The following is a 22371-nucleotide window of genomic DNA, read 5'->3' as shown; positions in this document are numbered from 1 at the left end:
GGTGCTGGTTCGGCGGATGGGCTGGGCGGGAGGGCGAGGCAGGGGGTGTCCCGCCCTCTGGGTGCAGGTTATGGGGCTGGAGAGCATGCAGGCGGTGGTGAACCTCGGGCGGTGATTTTGGAGTTACAGATCGGCGCTGATCAAGGGGCGCAGTGTGGAGCCGTTGCGGTGTTTCATCACGTTCAGCTGGCTGGGGATGCGACGGCCGAGTTCGGCGACATGGCTGACGATGCCGACTGCTCGGTTGCCGGCGCGCAGCTGGTCGAGGACGTCCATCACGTCTTGCAGGTTCTGGTCGTCTAGGGTGCCGAAGCCCTCGTCGATGAACAGGGTTCCCAAGGGGCGGCCGCTGGCTTCCTGGGTGACGACGTCGGCCAAGCCGAGGGCCAAAGCGAGGGAGGCGGTGAAGGTCTCGCCGCCGGACAGGGTGGAGGTTTCGCGTTCGGTGCCGGTCCAGGTGTCGAGGATTCTCAGTCCCAGTCCTGCCTTGAGACGTCCGCGTCGGCCGACGTCCTTCTCGTCGCTGTGTAGGAGGAGGTAGCGCTCTGAGGTCATGGCCTGCAGTCGGATGTTGGCCGCGTCGGCGATCTCTTCGAGTCGTGCGGCCAGGACGTAGGCCTCCAGTTCCATGCTGCGCGTGTTGGCGGTGGTAGTGGCTGACATGACGCCAGCGAGGCGGTCGGCCAGGGTGTGGCGCGCCTGAAGGGGTTCGATGTCGCTTAGGCGGGCTTCGAGGTCGGCGATCAGTCCGGTCAGCGCGGTGACACGGTCACGGGCCTGCTGGGACGCGCCGGCGGTGGTTTTCATGCGGTCTTCGGCACGCAGGAGAGCATCGGCCGCGGCTTGCGGGTCAGCGGGAGGTTGGATGCTGGCCTCGAGCAGGTCCGGGGTTTTCAGGGTGTCGGTGACGACGGCGTCGTCCTTGTCCCACTGCTCGAGTTCCTTGCTCCACTGCTGCAGGAGGGCTGGGGATTGCAGTGCGGCAGCGGCCTCCTCACGGGTGGGGAAGCCGGCGTCCTGGGCTGCTTGGTCGGCGGCGGCAGTCGCGTCACGGTGGCGGTCGGCCGCGTCGGCTGTCGTCTGGGCGGCGTCGATGGCGCTTGTCAAGCGCTCCGCGGCGCGGGTGAGCTCGGTCATGCGATCGCCGAGGGTCGCGGCGGTGCCGCGTGCGGTGTCCAGGGCGCTGGCGATGGTGATCTGCTGCTGGGCCAGGGCCTTGCTGCGCAGCTGGCATTCGGTCAGCCGGTCCTTGGCTTCCTGGCGTTGCTGGGTGCGGGTGTCGCACTCACTCTGGAGCCGGGCCAGCTCCTCCTGGGCAGAGGGCAGCTTGGCGGCTTCGTCGCATGCGGCTTGGTGGGCTTTCCGGGCTTCCTGAAGCTGTGACTCGAGCTCGTCAGGAGGGGTGGGCCCTGCTGCTCCAAGCGCCTGTGCATGCTGGGTGGCGAGTTCGCTGCGGGCACGGCTGGCCTGGGTGTGCGCGGCCTCGGCCTGTTCATGGGCGGTGCGGGCCTTGTCCTCGTCCTCGCGTCTGGGCTGGTCGGCTCGTGGCTGTGCCGGAGCTGGGTGGATGGTCGAGCCGCACACCGAGCATGGGGTTCCCTCGGTGAGTTGGGTGGCCAGTTCTCCGGCCATACCGTCCAGACGGCGTTCGCGCAGGTCGAGCCAGTCTTTCTTGGCCTGGAGTGCTTCAGCTTCGCGTTGGGTCTCGGTTTCTGCGGCTGAGGCGAGCCGGGTCGCGAGAGTGTCGCGGTGGCGAGCCGCTTCGATCTGTGTATCCAGCGCCTGGACGGTCTTCTCCCGTTGCGGTACTTGATCCGCGGCCTTGACCATGCCTTCCAGGAGGCCAGTGTGCTCGGCTTCCAAGGCGGGCCATGCTGTGAGCCAATGTGCGGCCTCGTCCAGGTCGGCTTGTGCCTGCTGTTCCTTGATGTCGAGTTCTGCGATCTGTGCGCCGAGCTGTGCGTGGCGCTGCTCGTCCGGCAGCAGTCCTTCGACGCGGCCTCGCTCGGCGTGGTGCTGTTCGAGGGTTGCTCTCAGCTGGGCAACCTCGTCATGGAGGTGGGCGGCAGGCAGTAGCGTGCGGGCTTCGCCTTCGGCGGTCCTGGCTTTCTGGAGGGCGAGGGTGGTGCGCTCAAGGCCGTCGAGTAGGGGACGCAGGTGTTCGGCGCGGCGGCCCTTGTCAAGGTCTTCACGTAGGCGTGGGTGGTCGGCGGCTTTGTCATCCAGGGCGGCGCGTCGGGCGAGGGCGTGGTTGTGCTGGCGTTGGTGGTTGTCGAGTTCGGTGGCACGCTGGTGTTGGTCTTTGGCCTGCTGGTGGGCCTGGTCGCTGTGTTCTTCGTCGGCCAGGGCGGTGAGGTGGGCTCTTTGGGCGAGGGTGAGCAGGCGTTGGGCCCAGGAGAGGGTGTCGGCGGGGTGCTGGGCGTCGGGCCGGGCAGGCTGGTCCGCGTCGGTGTCGGTGTCGCTTTGCTGGAGGAAGGGGGCTGCCTCCTGGTCGATGCGTTCGCTGAGCTGCTGTACGGCGGTGGCGACCTGGTCGAGATCCTTTTTCGTGGTCTTGCTGCGGTCGGTGAGCCATGCCTGCAGTTCCTGGAAGCGTCCGGTGTCGAAGAGCCGGCGGAGCAGTACGGCGCGGTCTTTGGCATCGGCTCGCAGGAATTTCGCGAAGTCTCCCTGGGGTAGGAGGACGACCTGGCAGAACTGCTCCTTGGACAGTCCCAGGGCCGCCTCGATCTCCTTGACGGTGTCCTGGTGGTTGGCACAGACCGGATCCCACGTTGCGGGGCTGTCCGCAGTGCCGGTCCGCTGGTGAAGCTGCACGGTGGCTTCGGCGGTGGCAACGCCGCTTTTGGCGCGCGAGCTGGGGTAGGTCTGCCTGGGCGTTCGCGTGATTTTCAAGCGGCGGCCGGCTGCGCTGAATTCGAGGACGACCCGAGTGCGTGTATCGGTGGGGGCGTGGTCGCTGCGCAGGCGGTGGGTGGGGCGGATGCCGGGCACGGTGCCGTAGAGGGCGAAGCAGACCGCGTCCAGGATGCTGGTCTTCCCCGCTCCGGTGTCGCCGCGCAGCAGAAACAGGCCGCTGCTGGTCAGGGCGTCGAAGTCGACGTCTTCCGTGCGCGCGAACGGGCCGAATGCCTGGACGGTCAGGTGGTGGAGATACATCAGCTGGCCTCTCGCGCGGCGGCTTCGGTACGGACGCTTTCCAGTCCTTCTTGCAGCAGGTCCTGCTCCGGGCCGGTGGCCGGAGCGCCGGTGACGTGGTGAAGGAAGCCCAGCGTGATGTCGTGGTCGGTGCGGCCGTTGATGCGTGTCCGGTAGGACTCGTCGTTGGTGTGCTGCTCCTGGGAGAAGCTCAGTTTCAAGGCGTGGGGAAAGCGTTGCCGCAGGCGTTCCATGGCCATGTGCGGCCGGTCATGGTCGGTGAGCGTAATGTGCAGCCAGCACTCTTCGTACTCGAGGTACTCGGGGCGGATCAGCAGGTCGTTCAGAGCGCCGGTCAGTTGGCGCATGTGGCGGGGTACCGGGCATAGGAGCTTGCGTGCCGTGAGGCGGGAGTGGGCGTCCAGGTCAATCAGCCACATGGCCTTGGGGTGATCTGCTTCGGAGAAGGAGTAGGCCAGTGGAGATCCGCTGTATCGAATGCGCTCGCTGACTTGCTGGCAGCGGTGCAAGTGCCCCAGCGCTACATAGTCGGCCCCGGCGAATACGGAGGCAGCGACGGAGGGAACGCCGCCGGCGGTGATGTCGCGCTCGCTCTCGCTGGTGTCCGCTCCGGTGACGAAGGCGTGGGCGAGGACGACCGACCGGGTGCCGCCGGGACGCGCTGCCAGGTCGGCGCGGACCTGGTCCATGGCCGCACTGAGCACGGCGTGATGACTGGGCTTTTCCGCTCTGAAGTGTGCCTGGACCAGGCCCGGCTCGAGGTAGGGCAGGCCGTAGAAGGCCACCGGTCCGTGCTCGTCGTTCAAGACGGCGGGGCGGGCGCAGTCCTCCACGCCGGTCCGCAGGTGGATCCCGGCGCGCTCGATGAGCCGGGCGTTGACTCCCAGCCGGCGTGGCGAGTCATGGTTGCCGCTGATCATGACGAGTGGCACCTGGAGATCGGCGAGTTCTCCAAGGACCCAGTTGAACAGGTCAATTGCGTCCAGCGGCGGGATGGCGCGGTCGAACACGTCGCCCGCGACGGCCACAGCCTCAACGCTTTCTCGCCGCACCGTCTCCAGCAGATGCTCCAGGAAGGCGTGCTGCTCCTTGAGGAGCGGCGTGCGATGGAGTTGACGGCCCAAATGCCAGTCCGAGGTGTGCAGGATCCGCATGAACACTGACCGTAGCTATGAGGCGGCTGGGGCGTGATGCTTTCCCGATAAACAGTCTCCCTTGAGAGAACTTTGGGGTATATGACGGTCTTGGTGCAGACGTCCGGGGCGGTTTGTCATGAAGAGGGGCCGCCCGCGGACCGCGTGATGAAGGGAGCGGCGGATCGATTCGGCTTGATCAATCGTGGTGACTGGCGGTGCAGCCGGGTTCGGCAGGTCCTAGGATGGTGCGTTCGAGACGGAAGTGACGCCCCACGCAGGCTTGCTGACGATACGCGCCAGTCCAGTGAGGGCGGACGAGGGTACGGAGCGGGTAGGCAGTGCATCTGATCAGCTTCGCGGTGAGCGGGTTCCGTTCCCTGAGGGATATCGATGACATACCGGTGAGCAGGCCGACCATCCTGGCCGGCCACAACGATGGCGGAAAGAGCGCGGTACTGGACGCACTCGCTTTCCTGGTCGGTGCGCGCAAGTTGGAGCAGGACGACCGTACCTACGTGCAGCAGCCCGGTCACGGCGATACGCCGCCCATCAGCGGGCGTTGCGCAACGACGACGGTCACCGGAACGTTCACGCTCCATACCTGGGAGCAGTCCGTCTTCGACCTGCCTGCCCAGGTGCGGGTGCGGCGGCGGTCGGGAGAGGATCTCGTTCCGCATCTGGAGCTGTTCGGGCCGCTGGCCGATGACGAGCGGTTACGAGATCTTTCCTCCCACCTGGTTCCCGCCCTCAAGGAGCTCGTGGCCGAGCTTGGCCTGAAGCCCGCCAGCCAGCGGCGGGCGGACCTGGAAGCCGCTTTGCGTACCCATATCGCAGAGCACTCCAGCACCGAGGGGTGGCAGTCGGCGCCCACGGGGCTGGAGAAGCGCATGCCACGTCTACTGGCCTTCGATGGGAAGACCGCGCACCCCGACGCTGCCGTGAAGACGGCGCTCACCAGCCGCTTCCAGGCCCATATGACCGATCCTGAACTCAGCGGGCGTCTGCATGATCTGGAGGACGACGTCAAGGAGCGGCTGCGTATCGATGCCAAGTCACTGTGCGACCACATCGGCACCCGCTGCCCGGACCTGGAAGAGGTGTTCGTAGAGCCGGAGATCTCCTTCGGGCAAGGTTTCCGCTCGGCACCGCTGCGTATGTCCCGCACTGCCGGGGAAGTCATGGGGCTGGAGCGCTCCGGCCTGGGCCGTAACCGCCGGGTCTCGCTGGCTGTCTGGGAGTGGACCAGCGAACTGCTGGCCGACGAGGAGAGCAGCGACCCCTCTTCTGGCGCCACCGGCGACGCCGACGTTGAACCGCCCCCGGTGCAGAACATCGTCGTCTACGACGAGCCCGATACTCACCTCGACTATCACCACCAGCGCAAGATCATGCAGCTCATCCGGGAGCAGAGCGCGTTGCCGCATGTGAACGTCATAGTCGCCACCCACTCGATGAACCTCATCGACGGCGTCGACATCTCCGACGTGGTCCACCTCAAGCTGCACGATCACCGCACCACCGTCGAACGTCTGGGCGCCGGGGTGGTCGGAGTAGACATCGACCTGCACTTGAGCCGGATCGCCGCAGCGGTTGGTCTGCGCAACTCCGTTCTGCTGCACGAACGCTGTTTCCTGGCCGTGGAGGGGGAAACCGAGCAGCGCGCCTTCCCTCTGCTGTTCCGCCTGTGCGAGGGGATCTCCCTTCAAGCAGCCGGCATCGCGCTGTGGGCGTGCTTCAACAACGAGGGCGCCCTCCACTTGGCCCGCTACCTCGCCCAGCACGGCCGGACGATGATGCTGGTCGTCGACGCCGACAGCCGCAACGTCCGTAAGAGCATCTTCAAGCCCGCCAAACTGACCGAGTTCTTCGGCCACGCGGCACCCGACTTCGTGAAGTTCATCGGCGAACCCGAGCCGGGTCAGGCAGGCACCGAGCAGTTCAACGAGCTGGAGGAGATCTTCCCCGACACGCTCTGGGCCAAAGTGGCCAACAAAATCTGGAGGCGCACCGACGCTGACTGGACGGCCGCTGACTTCGCTGCACAGCGCGGAACGGGCAAGTTCAGCGCACGCGTTCAGGAACTCCTGCAGCAGCAGAGTCCTGAAGGTCCGGGCGGCAAGCCGGAGATGATGTATGAGCTCGCCATGGCACTCGAGGACCCCAATGATGTGCCCGAGCAGCTGCGAACCGTCTTCGAACAGCTCAGGATGCTAGCAGCATAAAGCTGGCCATTAATGCCTGCCCTGTCCCGGGCCTCGGCGCACCGGGACGGCGTCGGCGTGCCTTCATCCGCTCTTTACGCTGCTCCAGCGTCGGCGGCTCCCACTTGTGCCAGCCCACCGGGGGCTTCCACCGCTGCATGTGCTCACGCTCGTCCACCCCGCACCACCGGCAGCCACTCGGAGCAGGTAAACGCAGGTCAGAATCATCGTGCATCGCAGACATGCTCGCCTCCCTCCATCACTGCTGATTCTTCCCCACAGCACTGACATCAGCCTCCGGACGGCTTGCACGAGATCGACGCCGGGCACCGACGCTGTGTGGGCATCAGCGGCAAGTCGTCCCTCGCCGGGCGTGGGCGGGAGCTGCACCGGCGGTTACCTCAGCGAAAGCTGTCAGGAAACGTAACGATCGAGGGCCGACCGCCGCGGTCGAGAAGGCGGCCCACGCAAGTGACAGCGATGTAGGCCAGACGGACGTCCATACCACTGGCGTGGTCCAGGGACCGGACGGCGGGCGCTGCGGGTGCAACCTGGGGGCCTGGGCGAAGCGGACCGTGCTGATCCGGCCGTCGGGGGTCGGCGTAGTGCCCGTGTTCGTCGATCTTGATCATGTGCATCAGGAGCCGGAAGTTCAGTAACTCGGTCGACGATGCCCATCCTGGCCGAGCGTTGGGCGTGGCTGGCCACGCCCAACAAGGCAGCCAGCGCTGAGCGGCAATTCCGGTGTCGTGCGGTCCATCAGCGAGGACGCCAGGTACGGATCTCCAAGTGAGAGATGTGAGCGCCTTCATGGATGCGGCCGGTTTCGACGAGCCACTGGTGGACGGCAGCAGTGACATCGCCAGCGGCAGCATCCACCCGGCGGGCGAAGTCTGCGGCGTCGAAGCCACCAGTGGTGGCTGCGCCATAGGAGCGTTCCTCGGTGTGGTCGGCGCGCTGGATGACGGCACGGCGGATGCCGGGTGAGTCGGTGCGGCTGCCGGAGGGGTGGACGTAGCCGGTTTTCGGCATGCGGACGGTGAAGGCCAGGCGGAGGTCGCGGCGAGCGGCTTCGGCGATCAGGGGGCGTAGTCGGGTGGAGCCGGAGGCGATGGCGGCGGCGGCGACGCGGCCGGTGCCGGTGCCGGTGGGGGTGATGAGGACGGCTTTGGTGCGGACTCGAGCGCGGGTGCCGACGGCGGTGGTGCGACGCGTGATGCGTGGGGCGGCGAGGGCGGCGAGTTCGTCGATGTCGGTGATACCGGCGGTCTGGACGGCTTGGAGGACGTGCTGAAGGGCGGGGACGAAGGCGGCGCCTTTGTGGCGGGTGTAAAACTGCGAAACAAGGGAGGGGTCACGGTCGATGATGCGGGCGATGTCGCGTTTGGTGTAGCCGGCGGCGCGGAGTTGTTCGGTCAGACGGGCGGCTTCGTTCAGCTCGCGTGCTGCCGGGCGGCGGTTGCGGGGCGGCATCAGGCCTCGCTGGAGGTCTGGGCGAGGGCAGTACGGCCTGCGTCGCGCAGGGCGAGCAGGTCTTCCTCGGTTGCGGGGGCGGGGGTGGGGCCGGTGAGGTGGCCTTTGTGCAGGTAGTCGCCCGGCTGGCCGTGGTAGGGCCAGTTCTGGGGTGCGGTGAGGTAGAGGGCGTCGGTACGGAAGGCGATGACGGTGCCGGGTGGGGCGTGGAGGGCTCCGACGTAGGTGTTGTCTTCGCGCATGCGCTGGGAGAGGAGGGCGGCGCGGGCGGCGGACCAGATTCCCGCGGCCCATTCGGGGTGGGCATGGGGGTCGCGGGCGAAGCCGGTAGGGCGTTGCCAGGTGATGGTCTGGTCGTCGAAGCCGATGATTTCGGCGTCCGCGGGGACGTCGCGTTCCAGGGTGCGGGGGGTGGTGCCGGTGACAATGCGGGGGCGCTGGGCGAAGGAGCCGATGCCGTAGAGGAGGATGGCGCGCACCGCGCGGGAGGCGAGGTGGGCGGCTGTGCGCTGGTTTTCGTGGCCGTGCATGGTGGCTTGGGTGGTGAGGCGGGTCCAGCAGTCTTTGAGTTTTTTCGACCAGTCGTCCAGGGGTTTGCCGTCGTCCCAGAGGATGCCGTCGAGGATTTCAATCTTCCAGGGGGTGAGCGGGTTGGTGAGGGCGGTGTAGATTTCGGGGCCGCCGGCCCAGGTGGTGAAGATGGTGCCGGGGGTTTTGGGGTAGTGCCAGGCGCGGTCGCCGGGGGCTGGTGCGGGCAGGATGCCGACGTGGTTCCAGTCGTGGGGGACGGTGACGCGGACGTGCCAGTGGCCGCAGCCGAAGAGGGCTTTGGTCTGTTCCTTCTCGCTCCAGGAGGCGAAGGCGGCCGCGGTGATGCGGCGGGGGGTACCGACGGCGGATTTCCAGGTGTGTTTGGCGTAGGCGAAGGTGCGGTCGTACTCAACGAGTGCGGGGAGCTGGTCGGGTACGTCGGGAGGGGTGAGGAGTTCGGTGCGGCCTTGGCCTGCGGTGGCGTGGAGGAGACCGCGGAGCTCTTCAGACAGGACGGGATAGCCGTCGGCGAACTGACCGCGGGTGGGGATGGTGCGGGTCCACAGGTCCCGGCCAGTCTGGGAGGGGGAACCCATGATGACGGCGTCGGGCCAGTGGGAGCGGAGGGTCTTCCACAGCAGGACGAAGGCGTCCCGGACGATGGCGGGGTCGGCTCCGTCGACGTCGAACCACTCCCCCACGGAGCGGATCTCCACGTGGTGCTCGCCGCCTTCGCGTTGGTAGCGGCCTACGGGGTTGCGGGGGTGGACGAAGTGGCCGGCCATGCGGTCGCGGCCGCGGCCGGTGTCGGTTCGCCAGCCGGGGGTGGGGGCGTTGAGCCAGGCGGCGACTGCGTCTTTGAGGTAGGGGTATTGGTCGGCGTGGCGGTGCCAGGGGTCGCCGGCGGTGATGTAGATCCGCTCCACACCCTCGGGGATCGTGTGGAAGACGGCGGTGAGGATTTCCCCGGCTGAGGCGGTGCTCAGGTCCAGGCGCAGGGTGCGGTCGCGGTAGACCAGGGTTCCGGTGGCGGCGTCAAGGAAGACTGTGGAGCGTGCCTGCTGGGTGAAGTTCGGCCGTGTGGAGGCCAGGTTCGGGGTGTGGGTGAACCAGGTGTCTCCTTGCGGTCCTTCCGGGATGGACGACAGAGCACTGGCCCTCGTCGGCGGTAGCAGCGGGGTCGATGTGGCGGCTGCTTGCTGGGGGCGGCTGGAGATGGCGGGGGTCGGCGCGCCTGGTGCTTCGTCGGCCGGTTGTGGAGAGGCTGCGTCGGGGCCGCTGTCGGGAGCGTTAGGTGCGGTGGCGGCTGGTTCGGCCTGTTCCGGTGAGGCGGTGAGACTCGCTGGTGCGAGGGTGGGTGCGATCGCGACGACTTCGGCGAGGCCCAGTCCGGCGGCGGGGCCGATGCGTTCTGCCTTGGCTTTGGCGTAGGCAGTCATGGCGGTGATGTGCTTGTCGCGCTCGGCTTCAAGTTTGGCCAGCGCTGCCTTCGCTCGTTTGATCTCGTCCCGCAGGGTGCGCAGCTCGCTGAGGGCAGCGTTGTAGGTCTTGGCGTCCATCACGGTCCTTGGGCGGTGCGGGTCGGTTGACGGTGGCGGTGTTGGTGGTGACATAGGCGACGGCGCCACCTGAGTGGGAGTCCAGGCGTGTACCCAGTAGCTGGCCGGCGAGGGTGCGTTCTGCTGCCGTTGGGGCAGCCAGTTCGGTGGCGGGGGTTACCAGGTCGGTGACATGGCCAGCCAGGACGGCGTCGGGAAATGCGCGTCGGCCCTGGGTGTTCTTTTCCCAGCGGTCGAGGCGGGTCAGGACAGCGATGACGTAGCCGGAGAGCGTCACGGGCAGCACTCCCCCGGCCGCCACGCTCGCGGCATCGCATCGCCACCAGCCACGCAGTGCTTTGAGGAGGTCGCCGGGCGGCAGCTGAGCGGAGAAGCCGATCCAGGCCCGGTCCGGTTCCTGTGCGGGTTGGGCGGTATCGACGCGCAGCACCGCGATTTCAGGCGCGTCAAGACGTTCCAGCGGTGCTCTGTGGCGGTCGCGTAGCGCCTGAACAGCCTCATAGGGCACCATCACGCGGACGCCTCGCTGCGACAGGCCGGGCAGGAGGCCTGCGCGGATGAGCCGCCGGAAGGTGGTGATGGCACAGCCGAGCTCTTCCGCCGCCTGGCCCGTCGTCAACAGCACAGCCATCGCACCTATCAGCGAACTCTGATATCTGATCGAGGACCCACATTAGTGAGACGCACGTGTCACGTCAATTCGCCTGTACCCGCCCAAAACACGCGGCGAAGTGGTGACGTCCTCACCGATGGAGAGCTGGTGGCGTGCTGGGCTGTGCCGCGTCATCGGCGCCGGGCGGCTCAGGTGGGCCGGGGATCGGTGGTGAAGGTGACCGATCCAGTAGCAGTGGAAGCCTGGCTCATTCGTCGTGGCAGTAGGCGGCTGTCTGGGGAAGACTGCGGCCGCGCGGAGAGGCGACGGAGGCCGAGGCCGATACCAAGCTCGGTGAGCACCGAGTCCCCGTCTCGCTGACACCGCCTGTGATTTCGTTCCCGGTTCCACTCGGCGGCGTAAGCAGTCCGAGCAACCGGGCACACCTAGTACCCAGGGAGCGGGCGGGTCGACCACCTCCAGGGGCAACCCGCCGGGCACCGACAGACCAGAGAGCGGGCTAGCTGACGTTGTTGTGCTGAGTACGGCCTCAGGGCACGGAGGACGGACAGGGACCAATGGCGTTCATTGGTAAGGCTTCACAGTCATACATGACTCGCTTCGTGCCCGCAGGAGATCGCCCAGTACGCGTACTGGTGATGTGGTACTCATCGCCAAACGTGCGTCGAGCGCTGTCTCCCACTGCTCGGTCAACCCGAGTATGAGTCGTTTGCGCATGCCGGGGGTGACGTGGGCGTAGCGCGCGGAGATGGAGCCGTCGATGTGGCCCATGCGTTCGTCCATGAGCACCTTCTCCGTACCAAGGTCCTCCATTGCGGTCCGGTGGGTGTGGCGAAGGCCGTGAGGGGTGAGGCCCTTGGCGATCGGGAGCCAGCAGGCATCGGCCCGCTCACTGGCGCCGCGCCCTCGGGCTGGCACGCCGGGCCACGGTTCGCCGAGCAAGGGCACGGGTCGTCGCTCCTGCGGCGCCTTCTTCGGGTACCAGCCGGAGACCGCCGGGGTGAAGAGCCAGGTCGCAAAACCGTTCCTGCGCCAGTGGGCGGCATGCTCCGGCACGACGCCGCCCCGCACGAACCCGAGGTCCGCGATGGCCTGCTCCGCCCTTTTGCTCGCGTGACTTCGGTAACGCGGTCGGGGCGGTTGAGGACGTTGGACACTGTGCCCGTGGAGACACCGGCACGGCGCGCGACGTCAGCGAGCTTCGCGCCCTGGTGACCACCGGCGCGAGCCGCGCCTTGCCCCCGGAAGACGTACGTCTTGCCATGGCACGGCACGGCGTGGGTTTCGTACGGGCGATGTGGTCGGCGACCAGCGCCGACAGCCAGGCCATCGAGTCAAGGGTGCGGTAGCTGTCGTCCTTGGGCGGGCAGCGCACCAGTTCGCCCGAGTCGAGTTCGTACAGTTGCCACTCGACACGGAAGGACCCGGGACGCACGAACTCAGTCTCAAGGCCAACGATCTCGCCCCAGCGCATGCCCGTGTACCCCTTGAGGACCACGGCGACGAACTCGTCGTCGCGACCCGACAGGAGAGCGGCCCGCTCCGCGGTCAGCAGGATGCCGAGGGCATCGGTGATCACCTTCTCCGGACCGCGGTCTCGGGAGCGGCCGGTGCGCTTGCCGCGCCCACGGCGCCTGGCCGCCGGGTTGGAGGTGAGCAGGCCCTCGTCGATCGCGTCCTCAAAGATCAGGTGGAGGGTCGAGCGCCAGGTCTTGACGCTGGAGGCCGCGTAGGCGGTCTTCTCCTTCTTCTCCCACAGGTCGACGTCCGTGCGCAGGATGCCGACGGGCGCCTTGTCCTCGAACTCGGGGAGCAAGTGCTCCTCGATGTGGCGCTTATAGTTCTGCATGGTCGAGGCGGCCAGGTCCTGGGCCTCGTACCAACGGTTCGCGTATTCGCCGAAGGTCTCCTGGCCGAGTGCCGGGTCGCGCCAGTCGCCGCGCCGGTACGTGTTCTCTGCCTCGCTCGCGGCGCGCTGTGCCTCGCCCTTGGTGGCGAACTTGATCGCCTTGCCGCTGTCGTCGACGACCGTGAGGTGCTTGCCGGGCGCGGTCTTGTACCGGCCCCGCCAGTAGTTCCCGCGCTTCTCCGCGAAACCCAAGTCCCGCTTCCTCCTCCTGTTCCGCTTGGGTTGGTGGCGCGCTACGCGACTGTCTCGTACTGCATCCGACGCGGCGGCCGGGCACGTAGGCGCGGCGCTGAGGCGCCGCCCGTCCGACGAGGTTGCGGGGACGCCTGGCTGGCCGGCGTCGATGCCGGAGCAGCCACTGCTGTGACGCCTTGCGGAGACCGCACGGGCCGCTCCTCGTACAGGCGGACGATCTCGGCGAGATGGCCGACCGTGAAGCGGTAAGCACGGCCGACTCGCGTGTGTGGAATCAAGCGGCGTCGCGCTCGGTCCTTGACCCACCAGGCGGAGCAGCCGAGAGCCTCGGCGATCTCCTCGGGTCGGTAGAGACGCGGAAGGGCAGCTTCGGCCTTGCTGGAGGGGAGACCCGTCGCAGGGGCAGGGTGCATCGCAGAATGTCGCTGCAAGGAATGCGGTTCCTATCTCGGTGGCGGGTGTGCTTGGTCAGCGGTGCTGGACGGACCTCGTCACAGGCAGCTCGGCCCCCGCAGCAGCACGAGGGGCGAGACGAGGAGGGCCTCGGCGACGACGAAGTCGTCGACATCGCAGCGGCGCTGGATGCGTTCGATACGGGACAGCATCTACTGACCTTGCTGGCGTGATGTCGTGGGGGTCGACAAGCTGGGGGGCGCAGTAGGCCGGTCACATGAGGTATCCGCAAGGGGGCGGGCTGACCGCGGAGCGACGGGCGTTTCGCGAGCACATCCGGATGCAGGCGGCCGAGTTGTTCGCCTGGGGAGACGACAATGCCACGATCGCCAGGGAGTTACGTGTCAGCGTACGGTCGGTACAGCGGTGGCACCAGGCATGGCAGCACGGCGGAACACCGGCCCTGGAATCGAAGGGGCAGGCGTCCAGGCCCAAGCTGAGTGAGGCACTGTTCGCGGTGCTCGAGCAGGAGCTGGCCAGGGGGCCAGTAGCGCACGGCTGGCCGGACCAGACCTGGACGCTGGCGCGGATCAGGACCCTGATCGGGCGCCGGTTCCACAAGAGCATGACGCTGTCGGCCATCGCGCAGATGCTGCACCGGCACGACTTCAGCCACCAGGTCCCCGCCCGCCGCGCGACCGAGCGCGACGAGGAAGCCGTCACCGGGTGGGTGAAGGAGACATGGCTCCAGGTGGAAACGCCGTGGCGGCGCTCGGGGCCTGGCTGTGCTTCGAAGACGAGGCCGGCTTCTCGATGACGCCGCCCACCGCCCGCACCTGGGCCAGGCGCGGCCACACGCCCGTGATCCGGGTGCGGGGACGCTCCCAGCGCCGTTTCTCCATCGCCGCCCTGGCCTGCTACAAGCAGGGCGAACGCTCACGCTTGATCTACTGATCTACCGGCCCAAACGGCACGTCGACCACAAGCGCGGCGGCAGACGCAGTTTCACCTGGACCGACTACCGCGACCTGCTCATCGGCGCCCACCAGCAACTCGGCGCGCCGATCGTCCTTGTGTGGGACAACCTGAACGTCCACAGAGACCGCCGGCTGCGGGAGTTCATCGACACACACGACTGGATCACCTGCTATTTCCTGCCGTCCTATGCGCCCGACCTCAACCCCGTCGAAGGCATCTGGTCACTGCTGCGACGCAGCAGCCAGGCCAACACCGCCTTCACCGACCCCGACCACCTCATGAGCGCGCTTCGGCACGGTCTCCGCCAGATCCAGTACCGCAGCAACCTCGTCGACGGATGTCTCGCCGAAACCGGCCTCACCTTGACGACATCACGGCAACAACGGCAGTAACCATGCCAGCGGGAATTTCCATTGTTCCCACACGGCTTATCGACTTGGTAGAGACCCGGCCCGCTGCGGCTGTTGCAGGGGAGGCACAGCGTGCGCAGGTTCTCAATGTTGTGCCTGCCTCCCGCCGACTGGTGCTGTATGTGATCGATGGTGAGGTCTTTTGCACAACCGCAGGCCAAGCACCGCCGTCTCACCTGAAGACGGCCATCCGCGTCGACTACCGGGCCTTAGCGGCAATACTTCGTGAGCACAACAACCGCAGACGAACGAAGGAATGAAGGTGTCTCGGCGTCATCGTAACGGGCCCTCTGCACTGCGAACCGTCGCAGTAGCAAGCCGCGTGTAGCAGGAGCAACTGCTGTGCCAGGCCGAAAAGCGAGAGCGAGCCGCACGCATTCACGGACAATGATCAGGACAAGCAGGGGATGGGGAAGTATGGATCAGATGGACCGTGCAGTGCTGGTCACCGCCATCTCGGAAATGGCAGTGTTGCGCGCACTCCAGCTCGCAGGGAACCGGCTCCTGGGCAAGCGCGGCTGCTCCGTTCGCGGACCGATGAAGGTCGTAGAACCCTGGTCGATCCATGTCCACCTGCAAGTGCAAGAACACGAGCTCAACGCTCTACTCAAGGGCGCCTGGCAGATTCCCGTCGCGGTCGGTCTGCCGGACAACCTCCTCGATGCACTCGACAAACACGTGCGTACCTTGCTGGCAGCAGGCATCGAGTTTCGCCGTGACGACCTCCTGCTGACCTTGTCCCGGCTCCCCCAGCAACTTGAGCTGCCGTGGGACTCTCATGACCCATGCGTAGCGTCGTGATGCTGGCGACCACAGCCACAGCGCACGCCTCGCCCGGGCACCGGGAGTACTTGCATGGCCGGTCCGGGCGCTTTCCATGGCGCTCGGCGCTTTCTGTCTTCCTTTCCAAGACGCCAAGCCGCACGAACGCCTTCGATGTTGCGGCCAGAGGAGCCTGGCGTAAGGCTGGGTGGTGAAGAGGGCCTTGCAACGATGCGCCCCGCCCGTGGAGACCGGCGGGTGGGGCAGTCAAGGCATGATCGAGGTATCGGCGCTCTCGTGGTGAGCAACCATCGAATAGGGATGGGAAGGATACGCCGCTGCGGTGCGGCAGGAGAGAGCGAAGTGCGCGGGCGAGAGAGCCCGCGTGCGGGCGTTACCGATGACCTTGAGCTGGTCCGTCGGATCAAGATGACGGCCGAGGCGAGTCAGGAAGCGCCCCGCAGCTCGATCTGGCTGGTCTCACTCGCCCTTCCCACTCCCCACGGCAAGAAGCCGGACAGCGTGCGGCTGCGCGCTGAGACCTTTTCGATCATGTACAGGTACGCGGTGAAGCTCGGATTGTCTCCCAAACGTGTCATTCACACCGTCTACGGCCTCGAGTTAGTGGAAGCTCCGAATGAGCGTGCGCTGCCTCACCGCACGTACGAGCGGTGGAAAGCGCAGGCCCGCAACACCATCAACCCGGCCACGGACCGGCCGTACCTGCCGGAATTCGACCTCGAGCGTGACGGGCCGCGGCGGTGGCCGATCGGCCGACACCCGCTTGAGCCCCGCAAAGCCCCTCCGGCAGTGCCGAAGCCGGTCCGGGAGGGGCCGTACGCCGGCCGCACGTTGCGCCTGACCGTGACGCGAACACCACCACCGGCATGCGCGGTGCGCGAGGCCCACGAGCAGGGGCGACACATCATCGGTCCGGATCTCGTCATCGAGGGGCGCTGGACCAAGGGCAAGGAGCAGGTGCCGGAGCTTCCGTCGCTGCAAGCGCTCAGTCCCATCGAGACGGTCCGTCGGGTGCAGTCCCTGGTCAAAGAGCTGGAAGAGCGCTACCCCGGGGCCGAGGTCACAGCGACGGTCGCCGAGGGAACGGCCTGACGACATCGGCGGTCCGGACCGTACCCGCCCCGTAGCGCAGCTGAACAAGAGGGAGCCGCACTGACGCAAGGCCAGCTAATCGGTTGCGATCTGCAACGACAGCGAGGACCACAGGCGGCTGTGTGGCGTGGTGAGGGCAGCTTCCTGCTGCGGAACGAAGGTCCGCCCAGTCCTGTACAACGGCGAAGACGTCTACCGCGTCAAGGGTGTTCGGTGTCCTTGGGCATGGAGTTGGGTCGCCGACCAGTGCCAGGGACCCGCTTGGCGCCCCCGGGGAGCGGCAGAGCCCGCACCAGTGCCGCAGCTTCGCGCCGGCAGTGGTGTCGTCCGGCATCCGCGGTGTCGCCTGCCTGCTCCGTGTGTCAGTGGTCCCTGGCAGACTTCAGCGTTCCCTGGCGGTGCACGTCAACGAGAGGACATTCTTTGTGGCTCAGACCTTCACCGTGGATCTGAAAATTGGGGGGTACTCGATCCGAGGCGTCTCGCTGAACTGGGGGCTGTTCCACGGCAGTGAGGTACGCCGGGAGGCGCCCAGTTATGGCACGGACATCGATATCCCTGCGGTCATCGAGATCTTGGACCTGATCGCCTCTGGTGCCGTTACTGCCCAGGAGGCCCGTGACGTTCTCGACGCAGTAGCGACAGAGATCAACGATAAGAAGGACCGCGAGTTCGAGGAAATGGAGGAGCGCATGGATGCTGCGATGCGCGTGGGTCCTCGCATTCCCAAGCAGCCAACACTCGATAGCCGTTGGGTGTACGTCGTGTCCTCGAAGGACAGCCCGAAGGCCGTGAAGATCGGCGTGGCCACGGAGGTCGAGAGCCGGATAAAGTCGCTCCAGAGGGGGTCTGCATCTCCCCTAGTTCTGCGTTGGAGTGCTCGTGGGGGCTTTCCGCTGGAACGCCATCTGCATGACCGGTTCGGCCAGCGGCGGATTAGTGGCGAGTGGTTCGATTTTCGCCGTGTCGCGGACCCAGTGCAGGTGATTGCAGAAGCGGCGGAAGAATTTTTGCGACAGTTCGGCGAGTTCGACCCTGTCCACGAATAAGTCAGATGTGAGACCGGTCCGATTGTCCCGCTGCGGCGCAGGAGCTGGCACGCGGGGTACCCAGTCTGCGGCACGCACTCGATCGGGGCGGCTGGGGCTTGGCCGAGGAGTGTGGCGTCGAGAGATCCGGCAGCGACCTTCGGCCTTGGCCGCGTTGACGGGTGGGGACGCGGCAGCGGGCAACAGAGGTGGCCAGGGTGCGTGTGGCGACACCGGCTGATCAAAACGGACACAAACCGTTACCCAATCGATCCAGACATATGGTGAGATCAGACCATGAGTTCCCGATCGAAGCGGCGCAATGCCCGCCACAAGAGGAAGCGCCGTGTCGGCTCGGCAACGCCGACGTTCGATCCGCACGCACAAGTGATGGCGGATTCCATGGCCGCGTTGACGGCGCTGATGGCCACGGTCGCCAGCGATGATCCTGCAGCGAAGGTAGAGGCCGCGTTCGACGAGGCGGTCGAGGAGTTCGTCGCGAAGCTGCGGCGGTTCGATGCGATCCGGCTCATCGAGGTGGCTCGCCAGGCATTTCTGCCGTGGGCGCCGGAAGGCGAGATACCCGTCACTGCGGAGGCGGACGCCGCGTACCTGGAACTGCTGGCGCTGGTTGCTCTCGCCGCCCGGCAAGGGACGGCGACGGCTGATGCCCGCGCAGTCGAGTTTCAGCAGATGAGCCACTTCGTCTCGGAGGCGAAGGACGAGCTTGGCAAGATCCTCCATCTCGCACAGCTACGGTCCTTCGCTGCCGTTGACCCGTCCGACAAGCTCGCGCTCGTGTCCTTACTCATTCGGGGCTCTGAGGTGTGGCTGCGCAACTCGTCCTACCCGGAGATGGTCAAGACGACCAACCTGGCCCTCCTCGGTGGCAACCCGAGCGTCCGCGCGGCACTGAACGACCAGCTCGGCTTCGACGCGACCGACGCCCTGGCTGTCCTCGACGCATGCCACCACCTGCAACACGCTGGCCTGAACGACCGCCTCGAAGCCATGGGCGACGCAGTTCTGGGCGCGATGGCCGCGACGGAGAAGGGCCAGGCGGACGACAGACTGATGGACCTCGCCAGGTCGAGTCTCATGTCGATGTTCGAGCCCGGCGCCGAGCATGCCACGGTCGCCATCGACGACATCGTCGCGCACACAGGCATCGCTATGGAACGTGTCAGAGCCGTTGTCGAACGGTTCCGCCTCGACCTCGGGACGGCTGATCCTGCGGACGTCATCGACGCGTTCACGACCGGCAAGAACCCGATGCGTACCCGGCCGCTCATCGTCGGCGACAGCGGGCGCCTCATGCTGCCGCACCCGGTACTGAGCGTGTTCGCCGTCCGGGAGAACCTCGAAGAGCATCTGAAGACGTCGCAGCCCGCATGGGACCGGTACGCCAAGCACCGCGGGAACCTTCTCGAGTCCCGCACGCGCGACGCGCTGGCCCGCGTACTTCCCGGAGGCCGCTTCCGGGACGCTTTCGAGTACTACCTGCCCGCGAACGACCGGGAAGCCGACACTGCTGATCCGGCGAAGTACACCAAGCGCGTGGAGGGCGACCACCTCATCGTCCTGGACGAGGTTGCCGTCATCGTGGAGGACAAGGCCGTCGCGTTGAGCGCCGCGTCCCGCGGAGGGAAGACGAAACGGATCCGCACTGACCTGACCGGCATCATCACGAAAGCGGCCGAGCAGTCCGGCCGCATGCGGGATGTAATCCAGCGGGACGGTGGCCTACGCATCGAGGACGAAGGCTGGGTCGACCTCAGCCAAATCTGCGAGATCCACACCATCGCCGTCAGCCTCGACGACCTCTCGACCGTCCTGACAGCGACCGCAGAGCTGGTACGGGCCGGCCTGCTCTCCCCCGACAACATTCCCTGGACAGTGTCCCTGCACGACCTCGAGCTGATCACCGAGCTCGTCGCGCGCCCGGCCGAGTTCCTCCTTTACCTGCGCCGACGCCGCAACCCCGATGTCACCGTCATGTTCCGCGCCGCGGACGAGTTGGACCTGTTCCTGTACTTCTTCGAAAAGGGCCTGTGGGTCGAGCCCGACCCAGCGCAGGTGTGTGCAGCCTTCTCGTTCCTGCCCGAGCCGACTACAGCCGAGCTGCGCCGCTACCGCGCACAGAACCCGGTCTTCCTGACCAGCCGGACCGACGCGCTCGACCAGTGGTTCTACGCCAAACAACGTGCCGACACGGGCCCTGAGTCCGTGCCCAAACCGGCGATGGTGCCCTCGCCACTTGCCTCTCTCATCGACGAATTGCAGTCACGGAAGGTCACCGGATGGCTCAGTATCGGCGCGACGTTGCTGTCTCTGGCAACGTCCGTCCAGCACAAGTTCGCGCGCCACGGTGATCAGCTCCTCAACCACCCGGACCCCCACGGCCGTGGCCGCAGCATGACGGTGCCTGTCACAGCCAGCGTTGACCCGGCCGAAGGATGGCTCTTCGTGTGGGCCACCCGCCCCGCAGGACAGGCCCCCGAGGACGCCAAGAAGACCTTCCGTGACTACGTGCGGGCCAAGAAGTACCAGCTCGGCCTGCAACGAGGTGTCCTCTTCCTGTACGACGAACCGACCCGCGATCTCATCGGGCCGTTCTACGACGGATACACCGGGCCGCTCGACGCCACGCTGACGGCCACCTTGCAGTCCTTGCAGCCCGCATCAAACCTTCAACGCGCGATCCACCCGAACGCCAAGCGGCCACCACGCGGCGCAAAAAGCACTCCGAAGCGGAAGCGGTAGCCCCGCCTCTACTGCTCCCTCTGAGGCGATGACAGCAACCGGACTTCGCTGAAGCAGGCACCCGTGCGGCGAAGTCATTGACACCCGCGGAGAAGTTCATGGCGTCCCTCGCCTTGGCACCGCCGCCAAGTGGGCCACCGCCCGCGCCGCCACGTTCAGCCGGCGATCCTGGACGAGACCCTCGCGCAGTTGTTCACCACTGGCTGGGCCCTGCACGAACTGCGCCGCCGGCACCGAGACCCTCCAGACCGCCGCCGACCTAGCCGACCGGCTGCTGGAACGCGGTGCGGTCGCCACCTGCGAGCGCCACCAGAGCGGCCGACCCCTGGACGCCATCGGCGTCGCCCACCGCGCCCGGGCTGGCCTGGTCCGCGCTCGCCCGGACAGGCGGCCCCGGCCCGCCGGGCGTGGCGGTGGACACCGCGAACCGGCTACAGGGCCGCGAGTTCGAAGTCGTCATCGTCGTACACCCGTTGTCCGGCCGCCGGGACGCCACGCCAGAAGCAGCGGGCCAGTCGGCGGGCGCACTGAAGATCTGGCAGACAGTCCGTCGCAAGATTCCACCACAGCAGTGCGCGCGCCCCGCAAGAAGAAGACTGCCGCGTCGAAGGCCGACAAGCAGCCGCAGGCCAAGAAGTCCACCACGCCAGCCCGCAAGCAGTCCCGCAAGAAGAACGCGCCCGAGGCATCCGCCGTACCATCGGCCCAGCCCACCCTCGTCGACCTGGTCCGCGAGCACCTGACAGGCCAGAGCGAGCCGCGCTCAGCAGCCGAAATCACGGCCGCGCTCGACGAGCAGCACCCCGAGCGCAACGTCAAGACCACCGTCGTGCGCACCACACTCGAAAACCTCGTGGCCAAGAACCAGGCCCAGCGCACCAAGCAGGGCGCGTCCGTCTTCTACACCGCCGCAGAGGCTGCGGGAGCTGCCGCACAGGACAAGCCGGCAGACCAGCAGGCTGCGGGCTCTGACCGCTGAACGACAGTGACGGTGTTATCGCCGATCTTGAGCAGGCCAGCCACCTTGCGGTCGGGGCCGATGGCTCCCGGGTCGTGCGGCCCAAGAACGGCCAGTTGACCGCGACCGGCTCCATAGCGGTCGTCTCTGCGACGACATCGACAACCGGCTCTCGACCCGCTCGCCTGACACGGTGATCGGCCATCCCCACCCACACACCCGCCCAGGCTGCAGCCGTGGACTGGGCGCGCTGACCGTGGAGTGCTCAGCGCGTTCGCCATGCCAGGCGAAGCCTGGCACTCTACGCGGCCCCTCCCCCGCCCCACCCGGCCGCCGCAAGCAGGCGGACCGGCGCGGTGAACGTGGCAGCTGAGCATCGACAGCTGCGTCAGCCTGGAGGTGAGAGCGGTGAGTAGTGCAGATCGCTGCGGAACGCTGTGGGCTCGTAGCGGAGCTGGAAGGTGTGTGCGTGGTCGCCGTCCATCCAGTACACCGTCATGGCCGATAGCATGCTCTGCTTCACCCAGCGGGTGCGTGAGGGTACGCCTGCCTCCTGATCGAGGATCCAGGCCTCGACCTGTTCTGGCAGTCCGAACGTCAGCGTGTAGGCGTCGGGGTCTTCGTGTGGGTTGACCTGCCACACCGGGTGTGGCGCGGTGGTGTGCCGCAGCCGACGCAGGCGCACAGCGTGGGTGGGCTGTCTGCGCGTGTACTCGACGAAGGCGTAGAGATCGTCGGAGGCGAGACCGAGGACAAACGGGGCGGCGGGGAAGGCCAGGATGAGCCCGAGTGTTGACCGGCTACGCAGGGTGCTGGTGAGAACTTCCAGAGGAGCGGTCACTGAAAGTTCGGTGGCCGCTGGCCCGTCCCACAGGTCCAGCAGCAGACGGCGCAGGAAGTTGCGGATCTGGTACACCTTCGGGCGTTCCGCCGCGGGCATCGCGTTCATAGCGGTGGTTTGTTGACATCGGGTCGGGACCGCAGTAGAAGGGCGAGCAGGGGTGTGTGATGACCGCTCGTCGTCCGTGTCCGCCGGCTCCGGGACCGCTGGAGCAGTACGCCGCCGGCTTTGATGATCTGTTCGACTCCCTGGCTCAGCGTCGGGGTTTTCGTCAGTACCTCACGGGGTTGCTGGCGCCGCGGGAACGGAACAAAACGCTGACATGCCTGGCCGGGGCCGAGCCGGTAGC

General features: G+C 66.9%; 14 protein-coding genes and 4 pseudogenes. 8 read left to right on the top strand and 10 right to left on the bottom strand.

Annotation, left to right across the window (positions count from 1 at the left end):
* Positions 1–123 precede the first annotated feature (123 nt).
* Positions 124–3159: an AAA family ATPase gene (locus J2Z30_RS48680; RefSeq protein WP_044582630.1), complete on the bottom strand. Its 3036-nt coding sequence runs from the start codon at positions 3157–3159 to the stop codon at positions 124–126.
* On the bottom strand, positions 3159–4313 hold the full coding sequence (locus tag J2Z30_RS48675; RefSeq protein ID WP_044582720.1) for an exonuclease SbcCD subunit D: 1155 nt from the start codon (positions 4311–4313) through the stop codon (positions 3159–3161). Before J2Z30_RS48675 ends, J2Z30_RS48680 begins: the two co-directional genes overlap by 1 nt.
* A gap of 320 nt (positions 4314–4633) precedes the next feature.
* Between J2Z30_RS48675 and J2Z30_RS48670 the strand changes: the two genes are divergently transcribed.
* Positions 4634–6517 carry an ATP-dependent nuclease gene (locus J2Z30_RS48670; protein ID WP_044582631.1) on the top strand — a complete coding sequence of 628 codons (1884 nt, stop codon included), beginning with the start codon at positions 4634–4636 and terminating at the stop codon, positions 6515–6517.
* Positions 6518–7255: 738 nt separating this feature from the next.
* On the opposite strand, the gene J2Z30_RS48665 is transcribed toward J2Z30_RS48670, so the two are convergent.
* The 5 genes and pseudogenes from J2Z30_RS48665 to J2Z30_RS50655 all read right to left on the bottom strand — a co-directional run bounded on the left by J2Z30_RS48665 (position 7256) and on the right by J2Z30_RS50655 (position 13189).
* The gene (locus tag J2Z30_RS48665) at positions 7256–7969 is read right to left on the bottom strand and encodes a helix-turn-helix domain-containing protein (protein WP_044582632.1); all 714 of its coding nucleotides are present in this window, start codon (positions 7967–7969) and stop codon (positions 7256–7258) included.
* Positions 7969–10059, bottom strand: coding sequence for a hypothetical protein (locus tag J2Z30_RS48660; protein ID WP_044582635.1), 2091 nt, complete (start codon positions 10057–10059; stop codon positions 7969–7971). The genes J2Z30_RS48665 and J2Z30_RS48660 overlap by 1 nt, the downstream gene beginning before the upstream one ends.
* Entirely contained in the window at positions 9968–10690 is a 723-nt protein-coding gene (locus tag J2Z30_RS48655) for a helix-turn-helix domain-containing protein (protein WP_245389349.1), read from the bottom strand. Before J2Z30_RS48655 ends, J2Z30_RS48660 begins: the two co-directional genes overlap by 92 nt.
* Positions 10691–11236: 546 nt before the next feature.
* A pseudogene (locus J2Z30_RS48650) lies at positions 11237–12773 on the bottom strand (LacI family DNA-binding transcriptional regulator).
* 41 nt (positions 12774–12814) lie between these two features.
* Positions 12815–13189, bottom strand: a complete 375-nt coding sequence (locus J2Z30_RS50655) for a helix-turn-helix domain-containing protein (protein WP_078957450.1) — start codon at positions 13187–13189, stop codon at positions 12815–12817.
* Positions 13190–13446: 257 nt separating this feature from the next.
* Here J2Z30_RS50655 and J2Z30_RS52230 point away from each other — a divergent pair.
* Positions 13447–14539 (top strand): annotated as a pseudogene (locus tag J2Z30_RS52230) (IS630 family transposase).
* Between the two features lie 71 nt (positions 14540–14610).
* On the opposite strand, the pseudogene J2Z30_RS52065 reads toward J2Z30_RS52230, so the two are convergent.
* Positions 14611–14733: pseudogene (locus tag J2Z30_RS52065) on the bottom strand (HNH endonuclease); the annotation flags it as partial.
* A gap of 241 nt (positions 14734–14974) precedes the next feature.
* On the opposite strand from J2Z30_RS52065, the gene J2Z30_RS48635 reads away from it, so the two are divergent.
* From J2Z30_RS48635 to J2Z30_RS48620, 4 genes are all read left to right on the top strand, one after another.
* A complete protein-coding gene (locus tag J2Z30_RS48635; protein ID WP_044582641.1) occupies positions 14975–15358 on the top strand; it encodes a hypothetical protein in 384 nt (127 codons plus the stop codon).
* Between the two features lie 324 nt (positions 15359–15682).
* Positions 15683–16432, top strand: a complete 750-nt coding sequence (locus J2Z30_RS48630) for a hypothetical protein (RefSeq protein ID WP_044582643.1) — start codon at positions 15683–15685, stop codon at positions 16430–16432.
* Positions 16433–16857: 425 nt separating this feature from the next.
* On the top strand, positions 16858–17481 hold the full coding sequence (locus tag J2Z30_RS48625; RefSeq protein WP_044582644.1) for a GIY-YIG nuclease family protein: 624 nt from the start codon (positions 16858–16860) through the stop codon (positions 17479–17481).
* 276 nt (positions 17482–17757) lie between these two features.
* Positions 17758–20223 carry a preprotein translocase subunit SecA gene (locus J2Z30_RS48620; RefSeq protein ID WP_245389348.1) on the top strand — a complete coding sequence of 822 codons (2466 nt, stop codon included), beginning with the start codon at positions 17758–17760 and terminating at the stop codon, positions 20221–20223.
* 259 nt (positions 20224–20482) lie between these two features.
* Here J2Z30_RS48620 and J2Z30_RS52060 read toward each other — a convergent pair whose 3' ends face one another.
* Positions 20483–20683 (bottom strand): hypothetical protein, encoded by a 201-nt coding sequence (locus tag J2Z30_RS52060; RefSeq protein WP_209469177.1) that lies wholly within the window; start codon positions 20681–20683, stop codon positions 20483–20485.
* 111 nt (positions 20684–20794) lie between these two features.
* Between J2Z30_RS52060 and J2Z30_RS48610 the strand changes: the two genes are divergently transcribed.
* Positions 20795–21202 (top strand): BlaI/MecI/CopY family transcriptional regulator, encoded by a 408-nt coding sequence (locus J2Z30_RS48610; protein WP_372453429.1) that lies wholly within the window; start codon positions 20795–20797, stop codon positions 21200–21202.
* A 367-nt stretch (positions 21203–21569) separates the two neighbouring features.
* On the opposite strand, the gene J2Z30_RS48605 is transcribed toward J2Z30_RS48610, so the two are convergent.
* Positions 21570–22130, bottom strand: a complete 561-nt coding sequence (locus J2Z30_RS48605; RefSeq protein WP_052702185.1) for a hypothetical protein — start codon at positions 22128–22130, stop codon at positions 21570–21572.
* A gap of 59 nt (positions 22131–22189) precedes the next feature.
* Between J2Z30_RS48605 and J2Z30_RS48600 the strand changes: the two are divergent.
* Positions 22190–22371 (top strand): annotated as a pseudogene (locus J2Z30_RS48600) (IS701 family transposase); the annotation flags it as partial.

The organism is Streptomyces iranensis, from assembly GCF_017874715.1.
Taxonomy (GTDB): domain Bacteria; phylum Actinomycetota; class Actinomycetes; order Streptomycetales; family Streptomycetaceae; genus Streptomyces; species Streptomyces iranensis.
The sequence above is the reverse complement of the archived record's forward strand: the minus strand, read 5'-3'. Positions and strand labels throughout refer to the sequence as shown.

Bases quoted from the DNA above. Each gene is read 5' to 3' on its own strand.
- J2Z30_RS48605 (WP_052702185.1), bottom strand. From the start codon at position 22,130: ATGAACGCGATGCCCGCGGCGGAACGCCCGAAGGTGTACCAGATCCGC.
- J2Z30_RS52060 (WP_209469177.1), bottom strand. From the start codon at position 20,683: ATGACGACTTCGAACTCGCGGCCCTGTAGCCGGTTCGCGGTGTCCACC.
- J2Z30_RS50655 (WP_078957450.1), bottom strand. From the start codon at position 13,189: ATGCACCCTGCCCCTGCGACGGGTCTCCCCTCCAGCAAGGCCGAAGCT.
- J2Z30_RS48680 (WP_044582630.1), bottom strand. From the start codon at position 3,159: ATGTATCTCCACCACCTGACCGTCCAGGCATTCGGCCCGTTCGCGCGC.
- J2Z30_RS48675 (WP_044582720.1), bottom strand. From the start codon at position 4,313: ATGCGGATCCTGCACACCTCGGACTGGCATTTGGGCCGTCAACTCCAT.
- J2Z30_RS48655 (WP_245389349.1), bottom strand. From the start codon at position 10,690: ATGGCTGTGCTGTTGACGACGGGCCAGGCGGCGGAAGAGCTCGGCTGT.
- J2Z30_RS48660 (WP_044582635.1), bottom strand. From the start codon at position 10,059: ATGGACGCCAAGACCTACAACGCTGCCCTCAGCGAGCTGCGCACCCTG.
- J2Z30_RS48620 (WP_245389348.1), top strand. From the start codon at position 17,758: ATGAGTTCCCGATCGAAGCGGCGCAATGCCCGCCACAAGAGGAAGCGC.
- J2Z30_RS48665 (WP_044582632.1), bottom strand. From the start codon at position 7,969: ATGCCGCCCCGCAACCGCCGCCCGGCAGCACGCGAGCTGAACGAAGCC.
- J2Z30_RS48635 (WP_044582641.1), top strand. From the start codon at position 14,975: ATGGATCAGATGGACCGTGCAGTGCTGGTCACCGCCATCTCGGAAATG.